At 71.9% G+C, this 16,479-nt stretch carries 11 protein-coding genes; 5 read left to right on the forward strand and 6 right to left on the reverse strand.

Going from position 1 to position 16,479, the window contains the following annotated elements; translation table 11 throughout:
• Nucleotides 1-47 precede the first annotated feature (47 nt).
• Together OHA64_RS05530 and OHA64_RS05535 are read right to left on the reverse strand one after the other, a co-directional pair.
• On the reverse strand, nt 48-425 hold the full coding sequence (locus OHA64_RS05530; RefSeq protein WP_405608703.1) for a toxin Doc: 378 nt from the start codon (nt 423-425) through the stop codon (nt 48-50).
• Nucleotides 426-428: 3 nt separating this feature from the next.
• A complete protein-coding gene (locus OHA64_RS05535) occupies nt 429-674 on the reverse strand; it encodes a hypothetical protein (protein ID WP_405608706.1) in 246 nt (81 codons plus the stop codon).
• A 186-nt stretch (nt 675-860) separates the two neighbouring features.
• On the opposite strand from OHA64_RS05535, the gene OHA64_RS05540 reads away from it, so the two are divergent.
• Complete coding sequence (locus OHA64_RS05540; RefSeq protein WP_405608709.1) at nt 861-1,583, forward strand: 2OG-Fe(II) oxygenase; 723 nt, start codon at nt 861-863, stop codon at nt 1,581-1,583.
• Between the two features lie 65 nt (nt 1,584-1,648).
• On the opposite strand, the gene OHA64_RS05545 is transcribed toward OHA64_RS05540, so the two are convergent.
• Together OHA64_RS05545 and OHA64_RS05550 are read right to left on the reverse strand one after the other, a co-directional pair.
• A complete protein-coding gene (locus tag OHA64_RS05545; protein ID WP_405608712.1) occupies nt 1,649-3,892 on the reverse strand; it encodes a glycoside hydrolase family 9 protein in 2,244 nt (747 codons plus the stop codon).
• A gap of 137 nt (nt 3,893-4,029) precedes the next feature.
• Nucleotides 4,030-7,122, reverse strand: a complete 3,093-nt coding sequence (locus OHA64_RS05550) for a glycoside hydrolase family 2 TIM barrel-domain containing protein (RefSeq protein ID WP_405608715.1) — start codon at nt 7,120-7,122, stop codon at nt 4,030-4,032.
• Between the two features lie 265 nt (nt 7,123-7,387).
• Between OHA64_RS05550 and OHA64_RS05555 the strand changes: the two genes are divergently transcribed.
• The 3 genes from OHA64_RS05555 (at nt 7,388) to OHA64_RS05565 (ending at nt 12,146) form a co-directional block, all read left to right on the forward strand.
• Nucleotides 7,388-9,784, forward strand: a complete 2,397-nt coding sequence (locus tag OHA64_RS05555; protein ID WP_405608718.1) for a SpoIIE family protein phosphatase — start codon at nt 7,388-7,390, stop codon at nt 9,782-9,784.
• Nucleotides 9,785-9,983: 199 nt separating this feature from the next.
• The gene (locus OHA64_RS05560; protein WP_405608721.1) at nt 9,984-10,658 is read left to right on the forward strand and encodes a DUF4232 domain-containing protein; all 675 of its coding nucleotides are present in this window, start codon (nt 9,984-9,986) and stop codon (nt 10,656-10,658) included.
• Between the two features lie 231 nt (nt 10,659-10,889).
• On the forward strand, nt 10,890-12,146 hold the full coding sequence (locus tag OHA64_RS05565; RefSeq protein WP_405623874.1) for an arsenic transporter: 1,257 nt from the start codon (nt 10,890-10,892) through the stop codon (nt 12,144-12,146).
• A gap of 78 nt (nt 12,147-12,224) precedes the next feature.
• Here OHA64_RS05565 and OHA64_RS05570 read toward each other — a convergent pair whose 3' ends face one another.
• On the reverse strand, nt 12,225-14,231 hold the full coding sequence (locus OHA64_RS05570; RefSeq protein WP_405608724.1) for a ricin-type beta-trefoil lectin domain protein: 2,007 nt from the start codon (nt 14,229-14,231) through the stop codon (nt 12,225-12,227).
• A gap of 413 nt (nt 14,232-14,644) precedes the next feature.
• Entirely contained in the window at nt 14,645-15,565 is a 921-nt protein-coding gene (locus tag OHA64_RS05575) for a helix-turn-helix domain-containing protein (protein ID WP_405608727.1), read from the reverse strand.
• Between the two features lie 63 nt (nt 15,566-15,628).
• Between OHA64_RS05575 and OHA64_RS05580 the strand changes: the two genes are divergently transcribed.
• The gene (locus OHA64_RS05580) at nt 15,629-16,447 is read left to right on the forward strand and encodes a phytanoyl-CoA dioxygenase family protein (protein ID WP_405608730.1); all 819 of its coding nucleotides are present in this window, start codon (nt 15,629-15,631) and stop codon (nt 16,445-16,447) included.
• The last annotated feature ends 32 nt before the right edge of the window (nt 16,448-16,479 follow it).

Here is a 16,479-nt window from a genome sequence, read left to right on the forward strand (position 1 = left end):
CTCGGTCGGCGGCCCCGAGGGCAGGGCGGCAGGTCTCGCTGGGGACGTCAGATCTGCCAGGAGCGCAGCCGGTCGGCGGCGCCGTACACATCCGTCTTGCCGGAGATCAGATCGCGGGCCAGGTCGACGAGAGCGCCGTAGGGCGGGTCGATGCCGACGTCGCTGACGAACATGTAGGCCACGGCCGTCGCGCAGGCGAAACGGGCGTTGGCCGACGGCAGGGGCTTGAGCAGGGCGAGGGTGTGCAGCAGCGCCGCGGCCCGCCAGGCCGGGTCGGAGTTCACGCCGAGGCGCGGCGGGTCGACGCGGTGGCGGGCGACGGCGGCCACCAGCGCGGAGAAGTCGTTGACGGTGGGCTGGTCGGGCAGAACCTCTTCGTGGCGCTGGAGCAACCAGGGCACGTCGATGTGGACGACAGGAGCCATCGGTCAGGCGACCCGCCCCTCGCTCCGGGTGTGTGGTTCGTCCTCGGGGAAGGCGGCCGCGAACTCGTCGGCGTGCGAGGCGAAGAACCGGCGGAACGCCTCGGCACCCTCCTGCAGGGCACGGTGCCGGGCGATGTCGGCCGCTGCCGCCTCGCGCACGAGTGCCTTCATCGACGTACCGCGCTCCTTGGCGATCTGCCGCAGGTCCTCCAGCTCGCGGTCGCTGAATTCCACGTTCAGAGCAGGCATGGATCCACGGTACCGCGCGGGTACTCACCCGTAAATACCAGCAGGTCAAGACGGGGTGTGTGCGGTACCGGAGAGGCGGGAACGCCATGTCCGATTCCCGCCGGACGGGGGCCCGCGCGCGCCGCAGACTCGGGAGGGAGAACACCGACGCACCATCACCCGCACAGGACGAGGAGGGGCGGGCTCATGAGCCTCACCACCGACGGGGCCGTACGGCGGGCCGACGCGACCGACTGGCCCGCGCTCGCCGAGGACCTGGACACACACGGCTGCGCCACCACGGCACAGCTGCTGACGCCCGCCGAGTGCCGCGACCTGGCGGCGCTGTACGAGAAGCCGGAGCTGTTCCGGACCACGGTCGACATGGCGCGGCATCGCTTCGGCTCCGGGCAGTACCGCTATTTCACGCACGACCTGCCCGACCCGGTCGCCGCGCTGCGCGAGAGCCTGTATCCGCGGCTGCTGCCGATCGCCCGGGACTGGGCGGCCCGGCTCGGCCGCCCGGCGCCGTGGCCCGACTCGCTCGGCGAGTGGCTGGAGCGCTGCCACGCGGCCGGGCAGAACAGGTCGGCGCAGATCCTGCTGCGGTACGGCGAGGGCGACTGGAACGCGCTGCACCGTGACGTGTTCGGGGAGATGCTGTTCCCGCTCCAGGTGGTCGTCGGTCTCGACGCGTACGGCACCGACTACACGGGCGGTGAGTTCCTGATGGTGGAGCAGCGTCCCCGCGCGCAGTCCCGCGGCACCGCCACCGCGCTGCGCCAGGGCCACGGGCTGGTGTTCACCACCCGGGACCACCCGGTGCGCACCCGGCGCGGCTGGTCGGCCGGAGCGATGCGGCACGGCGTGAGCGTCGTGCGCTCCGGCAGCCGGCACGCCCTCGGGATCGTCTTCCACGACGCGTCCTGAGCGGGGTGGGGCTCGCCCCGGCCGCCCGTGAGCGGCCGGGGCGCGGGTTCGGTGCGGGTGGGGTGTCAGGCCTGATCCGCGACGAACGACGCCATCCGGGTCAGGGCGGAGTTCCAGTTGATGGTGTGCTCGTTGGTCGACCAGGACTGGATGTCGTCGATGTAGCAGAACTGGCCGACGCAACCCTGGAGTTTGCTCTGTGCGTAGGGGTCCTGGATGGACGAGTTCGGGCCGCCCGCAAGGGTCCCGACGGGCGGGGCCGGCATGCTGGGGTCGAGCTGATGCGCGTACCAACGGCTGTGCTGGTTGTGGGAGTTGACCTCGCCGTAGCCGGTCACGTACGACATGTTCAGCGCGTTGCGGCCGAGGAGGTAGTCCATGCTCTGGACCGCCCCGTCACGGTACTTCGACGCGCCGCCGATGTCGTAGGCGGTGGCGATGACGACCGCGTTGTGCAGGATCTGGTGGTTGGATCCCCAGTCGTAGAGGTTGTCGGCGGGGGCGTACGGCATGCCGTACGGCTGTGACCTCAGGGTGGTGAGGTAGCGATCGGCGCCCTTGATCACCGACTGGCGCACCTTGTCCCGGCCGGGCAGCCTGCTCGGCACGGTCGCGAGGTCGAGGCGGGCCGCCGAGGCCGTACGGGCCCAGTCGTAGCCGAGGGGCCCGAAGATGTCCGCCGTGTGGACCGGCGAGGCGAGCACACGGTCGGCGAACACCTTCTCCCCCGTGGTCAGATACAGCTCGGCGGCCGCCCAGTAGAACTCGTCGGTGGCGTCGGAGTCCGCGTAGGCGCCCCCGCCGATGCCGTCGTCCGGGTCGGCGTACATCTCGGGGTGTGCGAGCGCGGCCGACCAGGCCTTGCGGGCGGCGGTGAGGGCCTGGGCAGCGAACTCCCGGTCGTAGGGCCGGTACAGGCGGGCCGCCTGTGCGGCCGTCGCGGCCAGGTTCAGGGTCGCCTGGGTGCTCGGCGGGTGCAGTTCACGCTTCTGCGGGTCGTCGCTGGGCAGCAGCGGCAGGCCGGTCCACTGTTCGTCGTGCATTTTGTGGTGGGCCATGCCGGCCAGCGGCTGTCCGTCCGGTACCTGCATCTTCATCAGGAAGTCCAGTTCCCAGCGGACCTCGTCGAGGATGTCCGGGACCTTGTTGCCGCTCTCCGGGATGGCGAGCGAGCCGTCGCCCAGCTCGGCGGGCTGTCCGGTGCGGGCCGTCAGGGAGCGCTCGTAGGTGCTCAGCAGCTCCCAGACGGAGATGCCGCCGTTGACGACGTACTTGCCGTGGTCACCGGCGTCGTACCAGCCGCCGGTGACGTCGAGCGTGTAATCGCACCCGCCCGGTTGGCACGGCACGTTCGAGTCGCCCTGGTTGGGCGCGACGCCGACGTGGCCCGCGGGGCGGGCGTAACCGGGGCGCAGGTCGTCGCGGATCGCGATGCCGCTTCGCTGCGTGTAGTAGTACTTCGCGGCGTCCAGGCGCAGCTTCTCGTAGGCGCCGGTGCCTATGTCGAAGGGACGGCCGGTCTCACCGTCGGCCACCAGGGTGAAGCCGGTGCCCCGCTTCTTGTAGGAGCCGAAGTCGATCGAGTGGACGTTCTGCCCGGAGGAGGCGTCCGTGCCGCGCGGGACGGTCCAGCCGTGGGCCACCACCGCGCCCGCGGAGTTCTTCAGCTGCCAGGGAAGCTTCGTGGTCGCGTCGGTGACCAGCGTCGCGTTCTTGGGCCCCGAGGGCAGATAGGCGACCTGGTTGACCCGCACCCGGGGCCCGGTGTCGGGCTCGTACACCTCGGGCGGCACCCCGCCAAGGAGTGACACGTCGTCCATGCAGAAACGGAACGGGTCCGCGCTGCCGCCGAGCTGGAGGCCGACCTGGCCCTGGGTGGTGTCGACGGGTGCGGTGAACGTGTAGGAGTACTTGTTCCCCGACACGCTCAGCTGCGGGCTCACCTCGAAGTAGGTGTCGTACGGCGCCACCGACAGGCCGACGATCGCGCGCACGACGTGTCCGTCGGGCGCACCCTTCGCGGTGAAGGAGAACCGGTACGACTCCCCCTTCACCAGGGTGATGTCGTTCTGGCCGACCGCGGCGTCCCAGCGGTTGGCGGTGCCGCCCGGCACGTCCGCGCAGAGCTGCCCCTCGGACAGACCCGCGGTGACGTTGCTGGTGGTCCACCAGGGCGCGGTGGTGGTGTCGAAGGTGCCGTTCTTGACCTGTTCGACCTCGTCGGCGGCGGCACCGGGGGCGGGGAGGCCCACCAGTGCCGCGCCCAGCAGGGCCGTCAGGGACAGCAGGGAGGTTCTGCGTCGTTTCACGTCTGGGCTCCTCGGGGGGAGGTGCGGGTGACGCTCACGTGGGAGCGCTCCCAGATGCGGACGCAGCCATGCTTGTTGGAAGCATGACACTCCGTCAACGGTCCGGACGGGACTGGCCCGTCCCGACCGCGCCCGTTTCAGCCCGCCGGAACCTCCAGCCTGCTGACGCGCACCGCGCCCCGGGCCTCGCCGGGGTGCGCGCTGTTCAGCCTAAGCCGCAGCCGGGATCCGCGCACGGCGTCGAAGGTGATCACCGTCGGGGCGTCCGAGGCGGTGGCCCAGTCGACGACCGCGCCCTTCACCGGTACGTACGCGCCCCCGTCCCACACCTCGGCCTCGACAGCGGCGGGCAGGCTGTGGGTCTCGCTCAGCGTGAAGGAGACCTCCGCCCGGTCGAAGGTCCGCGTGCGCCCGAAGTCCACCGAGACCCAGTCCTCGGCCCGCGCCCCGGCGAACGCGGGCAGTAGAGCCGTGGCCGCCTTGCTGAAGGCGTTGGACCAGCCGGTGGCCGGATCGCCGTCGAGCATCGCGGCGGGCAGCGTGTCCGGGCGGCCTGAGTAACTGGCGTCCGCGTAGGGATAGTCGACCGGTGCCGGGTGGTCGGGCTCGAACCTGGCCGCCGGGGTGGTGGCGGACGACCGGGCGGGGGTGGTGCGCACGGTCACGGAGCCCGACCGCAGACCTTCCACCCGGGCGGTCACCTTCAGGGACCCCGGCCGCGCGGAGGACCGTACGATCGCCAGCGCCTTGCCGTGGAAGGCGGTCCGGGTACTGGTCTGGTACCGCTCGGCGCTCTCCTCCCGGCCGTTGTCGAGTCCGGCGAGCGAGCCGCCCGTCACCTCGAAGGAGATCAGGTGCTCGGCGTCCGGCACGACCACCCCGCGGGCGTCGACGATGTCCGCGGTGACGAAGACCAGCGCACGGCCGTCGGCGGCCAGGGACCGGCGGTCGGCGGTGAGGCGTACGGCGTGCGGTCCGCCCGCCGTACGCAGCACGTCGGTGGCGACCACCTTGCCGTGTCTGCGGGCGACCGCCTTCAACTCGCCCGGCCGGTACGGCACTTTCCAGCCGAGGTGGAGTTTGCCCGCGCTGCCGTTCGGGCTGGTGTAGCTGCCCGGGTAGGGGCCGTCGGTGAAGGTCTTGTCGTCGCCGGTCGCGTCGGTGGTCTCCAGGTAGGCGCGGCCGTCGACGGTCTTCTTGCGGTCGAAGGTCCGGGTGCCGAGTGAGGTGCCGTTGAGGAACAGTTCGACGGTGTCGACGTTGGCGTACGCCCACACCTCGACGGTGGCGCCCTCCTCGTGGTTCCAGGTCATCGGCAGCAGGTGGACCATGGGCTCGGCGACCCACTGGCTGCGGAACAGGTGGTACATGTCCTTCGGGAAGCCGGCCGTGTCGACCGCGCCGAAGAAGGACCCCTTCACCGGGAAGACGTCGTACGGCGTCGGTTCCCCGATGTAGTCGATGCCGGACCACAGGAACTGCCCCGCGAACCACTTCCGGTCCCGGTCCTTCTTGTGGCCGTACTCGCCGCTCATGGTCCAGGAGGCGAGGTTGTTGTCGTACGAGGAGGTCTCCCGCTTGCCCGGCGTGTGGTTCTCGCCCGTGTTGAGGTGCTCGGGCTCCTGGTAGGCGCCGCGTGTCGAGGTCTCGGAGGACGACTCCGACTCGAAGAGGAACAGGTGCGGGTAGCGGGCGTGCAGGGCGTCCACCGACTTGGCGGTGTTGTAGTTGAGGCCGAGGCCGTCGAGCTTGGCGAGGATCAGGTCGCCCGGGGTGCCGGGGGCGGGCACGCTGCGGTGCCGGTGGGAGCCGATCACGACGGGGCGGGTGTCGTCGAGTGCCTTGATGCCGGCGATGAGGCGGTCCGCGATGGTGAGTCCGGCGGTGGAGGTGAACTCGGAGATCTCGTTGCCGATCGACCACATGAGGACAGCGGGCGAGTTGCGGGCCGCCAGCACCATCTCCGCGATGTCCCGGTCGGACCACTCGTCGAAGAAGCGGCCGTAGTCGTAGCGCGTCTTGGGGCTGCGCCAGCAGTCGAACGCCTCCACCAGCATCACGATGCCCAGCTCCTCGCAGACCTCGATCATCTCCGGGGAGGGCGGGTTGTGCGAGGTGCGGAAGGCGTTGACGCCCATCGACCGCATGATGGTCATCTGCCGCCGGATCGCGTCCTTGCTGACCGCGGCGCCGAGCGCGCCCAGGTCGTGGTGCAGGTCGACGCCCTTGAGTTTGTGGTACGTGCCGTTGAGGTGGAAGCCCTCGTCCGGGTCGAAGCTGAAGGTCCGGAAGCCGAAGGGGGTGCGGTAGGTGTCGACGGCCTTGCCGCCGACGCGCAGTTCGGTCTCCAGGGTGTAGCGGTGGGGCGCTTCGAGGTCCCACAACCGCGGTCGGCCAACGGTGAGTTCATGGGTCTCGGTGGCCTGCTCGGCGACGTCGACCGTGGTCGCCGCGCGGGCCACGGTGCGCCCGCGAGGGTCCTTGATCCGGGACCGGATCTCGACCGGGCCCGCGGTGCCGGACTCGTTCAGCACGGAGATCCGCGCCTCGACCGTGGCGCGTTCCGCGGTGATCTCGGGTGTGGTGACACGGGTGCCCCAGCGGGCCACGTGCACCGGTTCGGTGACGACCAGGCGGGCCTCGCGGTAGATGCCGCTGCCCGAGTACCAGCGGCTGCTGGGGAGCCGGTTCTGCACCCTGACCGCGATCACGTTCTCCGTGCTGCCGTCGGTGTGCAGCAGGTCGGTGAGGTCGAAGGCGAAACCGGTGTAGCCGTAGGGGTGCCGTCCGACCTCGGTGCCGTTGCAGTGGACGTACGAGTCCATGTAGACGCCGTCGAACTCCACCGAGATCCGCTTGCCGGCCAGAGCGGGCGGCAGGGTGAAGGCGAGGCGGTACCAGCCGAGCCCGCCGGGGAAGAACCCGGTGCCGCTCGTGGTGCCGTTCTGCGTGGTCGGTGCCAGCTCGATGCTCCAGTCGTGGGGCACCGCGACCTCGCGCCATCCGGAGTCGTCGTAGCCGGTCGCTGCGGCGTCGGTGTACGCACCGGTCGGGTCGGTGATGCCGCCCGGGTTGACCAGTGCGAAGCGCCAGCCGTCGCGCAGGGCGACGGTACTGCGGCCCTTCGCGTCCGCCGCGGCCTCGGCGGCCCGTGCCGCCGGGGTGCCCAGCAGCGCTCCGGCAGCCGGTGCGGCCGCGGAGGCGAATAAGACCGATCGACGCGTGACCATGACGACTCTCCCTCATCAGGGCTCAGAAGTACTCACAACTGATCGTGAACAAACAGATTCTGACGGCCGACCACTCGGGCCCGTCAAGAGTGCGGGAACGGCCTTCTGCCCCAGGGGCCACAACGGCCGGATTTCCCTCTTGACCGAGGTCCGGTACCGGACCGCCGGCACTGGGGTTCCCGTACGCGGGAGAGCGCGACGCACTACGCTGGAGCCCAAGTGAAAGCACCTGTTCACTGTGAGTGTGCGCAATGGAGTGGCGCCGATGAGCCCTGGGTACCCCTTCGACGATGCCGCCACCGCGCGGGCGGTCATCGACGACACGGGCACGCTCGTCGAATGGAACGACGGGGCGCGCATACTCCTGGGTCACACCGCCGCCGAGGTCGTGGGCCGCCCCGCAGCCGAACTCCTGGCCGACTCGTCCGCGCCAGGCGTGCCCGAGGGGCCTCGCGAAGACGGCACGCTCACGTTGCGCCACCGCGACGGCTCCACCGTGACCGTATGGCTGCTCGCCCACCACCGGGGCGCCGAGGGGGCCACGCCGGGACACTGGCTCGTGGTCACCCCCCTGGACGGCGACGGACCGCTCCCGCCCGAGGACGACCCCCTGGAGCGGGCCCAGCTCCTCCAGTCCCCCTGCGCGATCGCGATCTACGACGAGCGGCTGCGGCTGCGCCGGATGAACGCCGCCATGGCCGAGGTGCTCGGGCTGCCCGAAGCGCGGGTGCGAGGGCTCCGCGTGGCGGAGATAAGCGGCCGGGCCCAGAGCTCGGACATCGAGCAGCATCTGCACCGGGTGCTCTCCACCGGCCGGGGACACGACGTCCGCGCGTACCTGCCGATCGGCGACGACGGCCGTATGAACGCCTGGCTGGCCCGGATGGCCCCGATCACCGACGACACCGGCCGGGTGCGGGGCGTGTGCGTCGCCGCCCACGACTTCACCGAGCAGTACCTCGCCCAGGAGCGGCTGCAGCTGGTGAACGAGGCGAGCGTCCGCGTCGGCACCACTCTCGACGTGACCCGGACGGCCCAGGAACTCGCGGACGTCTGTGTCCCCGCCCTCGCCGACTTCGTCAGCATCGATCTGCTGGACCCTCCGGAGCCGGGCGGCGAGCCGCTCACCGACCGGCTGACCGCGCCGATCAGTCTGCGCCGGGCGGCCCACCAGTCGGTCAACCACGGCAGCCCGGAGGCGGTGGCCAAGCCCGGCCAGGTTGACGTCTACCCCGCCTCGTCCCCGCAGGCGGACTCCATCGTGGTGGGGCACACCATCGTGGCGTCGACGGACACCGGGGACCTCGCCGACTGGCTCTCCTGGGACACGGTACGGCTGGACCGGATAAGGCAGTACGGCATCCACTCCACGATGTCGGTGCCGATCCAGGCGCGCGGCCAGACCCTCGGGGTGGCCGTCCTCACCCGCTTTCGGCGCCCGGACGGGTTCACGCCGGACGACGTGCTGCTCGCCGAGGAGATCACCGCCCGGGCGGCGGTCTGCATCGACAACGCCCGCCGCTACTCCCGCGAGCGGGAGACCGCCCTCGCCCTCCAGCGCAGCCTGCTCCCCCGGTCGCTGCCGCGTACGGCCGCCGTGGTAGCGGCCTCCCGCTATCTCCCGGCGGCCCGGGCGGGGGTGGGCGGCGACTGGTTCGACGTGATCCCGCTGTCCGGAATGCGGGTCGCGATGGTCGTCGGGGACGTCATCGGCCACGGCATCCAGGCGTCGGCGACGATGGGCCGGCTGCGCACCGCCGTGCGCACGCTCGCCGACATCGACCTGGCACCCGACGAGCTGCTCACCCACCTGGACGACCTGGTGGTACGGCTGTCCGCGGAGGCGGGCGGCAACGGCAGCCCCGGCGAGGTGGGCGCCACCTGCCTGTACGCGGTGTACGACCCGGTGTCCCGGTGCTGCACGCTGGCCCGGGCCGGGCACCCGGCGCCGGTCATGCTCCCGCCGGGCGGCCCACCCCAGGAGATCGACCTGCCCCCGGGGCCGCCACTGGGGCTGGGCGGCCTGCCGTTCGAGAGCGCGGAGATCGAACTGCCCGAGGGCACCGTGCTCTCCCTCTACACCGACGGCCTGATCGAGACCCGGGAGCGGGACGTGGACGCCGGCCACGCGCTGCTCTGCGAGGCGCTGGCGGCCGACTCCGGCTCCCGCTCCGGCTCGCTGGACGAGACCTGCGACCGCATACTGCACGAGCTGCTCCCGCCGGGCGGCGCCCTGGACGACGTGGCCCTGCTGCTGGCGCGCACTCTGGGACTGCCCGCCTCCCAGGTCGCCACCTGGGACATCCCGTCCGACCCGGCGCTGGTCGCGCCGATCCGCAAGCAGGTCGTCGGCCAGCTCAGCCGGTGGGGACAGAGCGACGCGGCGTTCACCGCCGAGCTGGTGGTCAGCGAGCTGGTCACCAACGCCATCCGGTACGGCGCCCACCCGATCAGACTGCGGCTCATCCATGACGCGAGCACTCTGATCTGCGAGGTGTCCGACACCAACCACACGGCTCCGCACCTGCGCCGGGCCAAGACCTGGGACGAGGGCGGCCGCGGTCTGCTGCTGGTCGCCCAGCTCACCGAGCGCTGGGGCAGCCGGCACACGGCGGAGGGCAAGACGATCTGGGCGGAGATCTCCCTCGTCGACGAGGGATGACCCCAGACCGGCGCCGCCCCGGCCACGGACCGCGTTCTGGAGGCCGTTCGCGCCGGAAGCTGACACGATTTGTTGTGGGCGGAGCGCGAACTCCTGCGCCCGTCCACGTCGGACCGCTGTGCCGGGGCACAGCGCACCGTACACACGTGGGGTCATCGACATCCCCGTGTGCGAGGTACCTCCGGGAGTGTGGACAGACATGGCGAAGACATCCCAGAGCGCTCGGCGGGCGACCCGGCTCGCGGGCGCGGTCGCGGTACTCGGCCTGATGACAGCGTGCGGCAGCGGCGACGACACGGCGGGCGCTCCGCGGACGGTGTCCGGCACCACCACGACCACCTCGGCCGCCCCGGCCGACACCGGCCCCACCGCGAGGACCGCGACACCGAGCACCGAGCCCGGTGTCTCCACGCAGCCGGCCTCCACCCGGACCGCCGCCACTCCGGCCGCGGCCCGCGGTCGCTGCCACACCTCCGAGCTGCGCGCGTCCGTCGGCCGCAACGACCCGGGTGCCGGGCAGGAGAACTTCCCGATCGTCCTGACCAACGCGTCCAGCCGTACCTGCACCGTGCGCGGTTACCCGGGGGCCGCCTTCCTCGACGCGTCCGGGAAACAGCTGGGGCCGGACCCGAAGCGGTCCTCCGCTACGCCCGAGACGGTGACGCTGGCGCCGGGAAAGAGCGCGTGGGCGGGGTTGTCGTTCGCCAACCCCGAGGTCAGCGGGGCGCGCGCGGCGACTCCGGCGGCGCTCCTGGTGACCCCGCCCGACGAGCGGGACCCGCTGAAGGTGGCGTGGCGGGCCGGAAAGGTGCCGGTGTCCGGAAACGAGTCGTCCGTGCGTCTGATCCCGTTCAGTCCCGGCACCGGAGCGTGACCGGCGGACACCGGCGGCGGGCGTCGCCTCCCGGGGGGCGCCGCGCGAGGTGACGGTACGGCTGCCCGCGGTCGGGGGGCGCAGTGGTCCGGGGTGACGGCTCCGTGAAGCCGTGCCCGCCGCGCAGCCGCGCCTGCCCGGTGAGCGGTACGTCCTGGGGTGGTCGTGGGGCTCCTACCATCGCCTGCTTTCATTGGCGAGCACCGCCGCATCCCGTTCGAAGGATCCCCCCTGAACACCCCCCTCGCCGAGTCCCTGTCCGTCGTCCTGCTCGTCGCCGTCCTGACGTGGGCCGTGCTGCGCCCGTTCGGATGGCCGGAGGCGGTGGTCGCGGTGCCGGCGGCTGGGGCGGCGGTCGCCTGCGGCGCGATCTCGCTGGAGCACGCGCGGCAGGAGGCCGAGCGGCTGGGCCCGGTGGTCGGGTTCCTCGCCGCGGTGCTGGTGCTCGCCCATTTCTGCGACGTCGAGGGGCTCTTCCAGGCGTGCGGGGCGTGGATGGCCCGCCGGGCGGCGGGGTCGCCGGGACGGCTGCTGACGGCGGTGTTCGTGCTGGCGTCGGCGATCACGGCCGTCCTCAGTCTGGACGCGACCGTGGTGCTGCTGACGCCGGTGGTGTTCGCCACGGCCTCCCGGATGGGGGTGGCCGCGAAGCCGCACGCCTACGCGAGCGCGCACCTGTCGAACACGGCGTCGCTGCTGCTGCCGGTCTCGAACCTCACCAATCTGCTGGCGTTCGCGGCGAGCGGGCTGAGCTTCACCCGGTTCGCGGCGCTGATGGCGCTGCCGTGGCTGGTCGCGATCCTCGCGGAGTACCTGGTCTTCCGGCGTTTCTTCGACCGCGACCTGACGAAGACCACGCACTCCCCCGACCCTGCCGACGAGCCCGAGTTGCCGCTGTTCGCGCTGGTCACCGTCGGCTGCACTCTGGCCGGGTTCGTGGTGACCTCGGCCCTCGGTGTCGAGCCGGCCTGGGCGGCGCTGGCGGGGGCCCTGGTGCTGGCCGGCCGGGCCCTCGTGCGCCGGCGGGCCACCCCGCTCTCCGTGGTGCGGGCCGCGTCGCCCGCCTTCCTCGCTTTCGTCCTCGCGCTGGGCATCGTCGTACGCGCGGTCGTCGACAACGGTCTCGCGGGCGCACTGCGCCATGTGCTGCCGGACGGGACGGGTCTCGCCGCGCTGCTCGGCATCGCCGTGCTGGCCGCCGTGCTGGCGAACCTGATCAACAACCTGCCCGCGGTGCTGGTCCTGCTGCCGCTGACCGCGGCGGCCGGGCCCGGCGCGGTGCTCGCCGTGCTGCTCGGGGTGAACATCGGCCCGAACCTCACCTACGCCGGGTCGCTGGCCACGCTGCTGTGGCGGCGCATCGCGCACGGGCAGGGGCACGATGTCGAGCTGGGCGAGTTCACCCGGCTCGGACTGCTCTCGGTACCGGCCGCCCTCGTACCCGCGGTGTTGGCCCTGTGGGCCTCGCTCCAGGTCGTCGGGGCCTGAACCACGAGCGAGGCCACGGGCGGAGACTGAACCACGGGCTGCGAATGCACGGGGCTGAAGAGGCGGGGCGAGACCCGGTCAGCGCCCGCCGGTGCCGTAGTACGGGCCGTAGCCGCCGTACCCGCCTCCATAACCACCGCCGCCGTACCCGCCTCCGTATCCGCCGCGGTACCCGCCTCCGTACCCACCGCTCCCCGAGCAGTAGTACGGGTTGTAGGTGCAGGACCCGCCCGTCGGATACGAGGGGGACGGCGCCGGTGTCGGCGTGGTCCGCGGGGTCGACGGGGTCGTGGACGGCGTCGCCTCGGGGGTGGACGTGGGGGTCGGGCTCTTGGACGCCTTCGGGGCGGGCGGGGCCTCGGGGGTCCTCGCGAGGGCGCTGTCGGCGTCCCAGTTGACGACCTCCATCTGAAGGTCGGTCTTCGAGGTGTCGATGACCCAGCGCTGGGCCGAGCTGTCGTCGCGGGCCTTCACGACCAGCGCACCCGACGCGTCGGTGGCCGCGGGGGTGAGTGCCAGGTCCTGGTCCCAGCGGGGGACGAGGGCGCCCTGGAGGGTGAAGTCGTAGCGGATGTTCTTGTCGGCGGACTTGGCGGCGCCCTTGCAGGGGGCCAGCACCACCGAGTAGCCGAGGTGGGAGTCCATGCAGAGGTCGGGGGCGTCCGCGCTGCGCAGCAGGCCTTCGGGTTCGTACGACCACTGCTGGTCCTGGTCCGAGGAGCAGGTGGCGAGGGCGGTCTCCGCGCCCTCGACGGCCTTCTTGCCGACGATGCTTACGCAGAGGCCGGAGTTGACGTTGTGCAGCCGTCCGCGCACGGCGCCCTGCTCGGCGTCGCCGGCTTCGACCCAGGACGGGTCGGACGTCGACTTGCCCGAGCCGGTGCCGGGCTCGGCGGAGCGGCCGTCGTCGGCCTGCGGGGCACCCTCCGAGGAGCCGAGTGAGGACCACAGGACCAGCGGCAGCACGATCAGCCCGCTGACGGTGAGGACGGCAGCGGTGAGATTGCGGCGGGAGGCACGGCGGGAAGCTCGGCGGGGCGCTTTGTGAGCGGACCTGCGCGAGGCGCCGCGAGGGCCGGTGCGGGTGCCGGTGCCGGTCGCCGGGGTCGCCGGGGTCGCCGGGGTGGAGGACGCGGAAGCGGGCGTGAAGGGCGCGAAGTTCTCGCCCGGGAACGCGGATGCCGGGGTCTGCGGCACCGAGTCGAAGAAATCGCCCGGGACCGGCACGGGCGTCTGTGCCTCGTCCGGGACGGCGTGCACGTGCGCGCGTGCCTCCAGATAGGCGTGGGCGCCCCAGCCGAGCACGGCTTCGGCCAGCGCGGCGCCGAGCCCCTCGTTGAACTGGTGCAGTTGGTCCGCGGTGTGCCGGCAGTGGCGGCACCGCCCCAGATGCTCACGCAGGTCGGCGTCGACGTCGACGCCGCGGCGCCGGTAGGTCACGTCCAGCAGCCGCAGATAGTGCCGGCACTCCTGCTCGGGGGCGAGTTCACGGTGGACCTGGAGGCACTCCTCGCGCAACCGCTCCCGGGCCCGCCCCAGTTCGACACCGGCGCCCTCCTCGTCCAGGCCCAGCAGCGCGGCGGGTATGGCGAGGGGTTCGGCCTCCACCTCGGTGTGCCAGAGCAGGCAGCGGGCCGACTGGGGCAGCCTCTGGAACGCCCCGGACAGCATCCGGCGGTTCGCGGACGGCAGCAGGCGGGCGGCGACCCGGTCCCCGCCATCCTCGGTTCTCAGTTCCGGGTGCAGCTGTTCGCGTCTGTGGTCGTTGTCCCACTCCGCCGCGATCCGGCGCACGGTGACCAGAAGGTGGGGGCGCCAGGCGGAGCTCGGCCCGGTCTGGCGCAGGGACTCCCCGAAGAGCCGGGTGAACGCGGCGGTGGTGAGCATTCCCGCGGGACGCGGACCGTCGGTGCACAGCCTGGCGTAGGCGAAGGCCGCTTCCCAGTGCCGGTCGAGGAGTTCTCCGACGGGTTGCAGCGCGGGTGTCGCCCCACTCCACTTCTTGAGCTCGGCGCTCAGTTGCTCGTCCGTGGCATCGCTGGGGCGAGCGGGAGTCGGGGAATTCGACAGCCCTGCTTCTTTCACTGCGGCATTCCTCCGAGGACAAACTGCACAAATTCCATACCAACGGGTATGCGGTGCCGCCGACTGGGCGACGGAATCAATCCGCACAGGGTTCGGCATCTCCTACGCCCGCCCGGGACAGCTCTTTTGAAGCGTGGGGAGCGAACGGGAGCAGCCTCGTACGCACGGAGGAGACATTATTGTCCGCGCGTCGACCACGCACACCTTTGCACAGGCCACTGAGTTGTAACAAGAGATCACGCGGTTTTGTGCATTGCGTGCGCGACGAGGCGATTTGACGAAGCGTCAACCCCGAGCCTCCGGAGTTTACCGCGACATCAGTGGGCCGTATTCGGACATGGTATTCAGTTGAATGTGGTCCGCTCAAACCATTGAACGACCACTCCAGCGTGCGTCCTGGCAGTCTACGCGGGTCACGTCCCAACCATTGGGCCGCTCGCCCGGTAGCCGCCGGGCGGCAGACCGTAGCGCTCGCGGAAGACCCGGTTGAAGTGGCAGGGGCTCGCGAAGCCGCAGGCGGCTGCCACGCGTTCCACGGACAGGTCGGTGCCCTCCAGCAGTCGGGCGGCGTGCCGCAGACGTGCCTCGCGCAGCTCCCGCATCGGCGAGCGGCCGAGCTGCCCGGAGAACAGGTGCGCGAACCGGGAGGGGGACAGCGCGACGTCGGCGGCGAGCGAGCGGACGGTGTGCGGGGCCGCCGGGTCGGCCGCGATCAGCTCCTGGGCACGGCGCACCCGGGGGTCGACGCCGGACCGGGCTGAGGGTGCGCGGGCGGCTCCGGCGGTGAGCAGGACGACCTCCTCCAGCGCGCAGAGGGCGAGTTCGCGGGCCGCGGTGCCGTGCGCCACCGCGACCTGTTCCCGGTCGTCCCCGGTGGCGGGCGGCGCACCGGTGCCCGTCCAGCGGGCGTCGGAGAGCATCCGGCGGAAGGCCGCCTCGATCCGGTCGTGCGCGTCGGCCGGGGTGGGGGTGACCACGTGCACGCCGTCGCCGGTGGCGTACGGACGCAGCCAGGCCGGCCAGGACGGTCTGGCCCGGCAGTGCGCCCACCAGAACCGCCAGTGCCGAGCGTCCGGCGCCACGCCGTAGTCGTGCCGGACGCCCGGGGCGAGAACCACCAGATCCCCGGCACCCGCGCGCGTCCGCGTCGCTCCTTGACTCAGCCGCCCCTGTCCGCCGGTCGTCCAGGTGAAGAGCCAACTGTCGGACCCGCGCGGCCGGTTGACGCCGTACCCCGGGGGCCGGTCGTAGCGGCCGACCACCACGAGGCCGGGCGGCGGGGCGAGGTCACCGGATGTGGCAGCCCTGGGCAATCCGTCAGCGGTCACGAGCATCCCCCTTCGGCGGGCGGCGGCCTAGCGTGTCGAACGGACGACACCCGACCGAGGAGCGGACGTATGACAGTCACGGACAACAGCGCCGCCGACGTGCCCATCCTGCCCGAGGCGGGGCGGCGGGCGTTCGAGGAGGACGGCTTCACCGTCGTGCGGGGGCTGTTCGGGTACGACGAGATCGAGCGGTTGTGCGCCGAGTTCGCGGCGCTGCACGCGGCGGGGCCGGTGCCGGGGCACTTCGAGCCCCGTGACTCGGCGGATCCGCTGCGCCGGTATCCGAGGGTGATGCAGCCGCACGAGATCAACGGTCTCGCGCGGAGCGTGCTGCTGGATCCACGGCTGCGCGCCGTGCTGGAGATGCTGCTCGGCGAGGAGGTGCTGGCCGCGCAGAGCATGTTCTACTTCAAGCCGCCGGGGGCCCGGGGCCAGGCGCTGCACCAGGACAACTTCTATCTGCGGGTCGAGCCGGGCACCTGTGTGGCGGCGTGGGTCGCCTGCGACGAGATCGACCGGGACAACGGCGGTCTGGAGGTCGTGCCCCGCACCCACCGGATGGGGGTGTTCTGCCCCGAGGAGGCGGACGCCGAGTTGTCGTTCGCCCGGGAGTACGTGCCCCCGCCGCCGGGGCTCGCCGCCGTACCGGTCGACATGCGGCCGGGGGACGTGCTGTTCTTCAACGGCAGCCTGGTGCACGGCTCGCAGCCCAATCGGACGTCCGACCGTTTCCGGCGGTCGTTCATCGGCCACTACGTGGGGCGTTCCACCGAGCGCATCGGGCACTTCTACCGCACGCTGTCGATGAGCGGAGAACGGGTGCCGCTGCCGGAGAGCGAGGGCGCGGGCCCGTGCGGTACGGAGTTCGCACCGCACGGACCGCATTAGGTCGGCACCAGATCCGCCGGCCGGGAACCTGT

It is taken from the genome of Streptomyces sp. NBC_00076 (genome assembly GCF_045041235.1).
Taxonomy (GTDB): Bacteria; Actinomycetota; Actinomycetes; order Streptomycetales; family Streptomycetaceae; genus Streptomyces.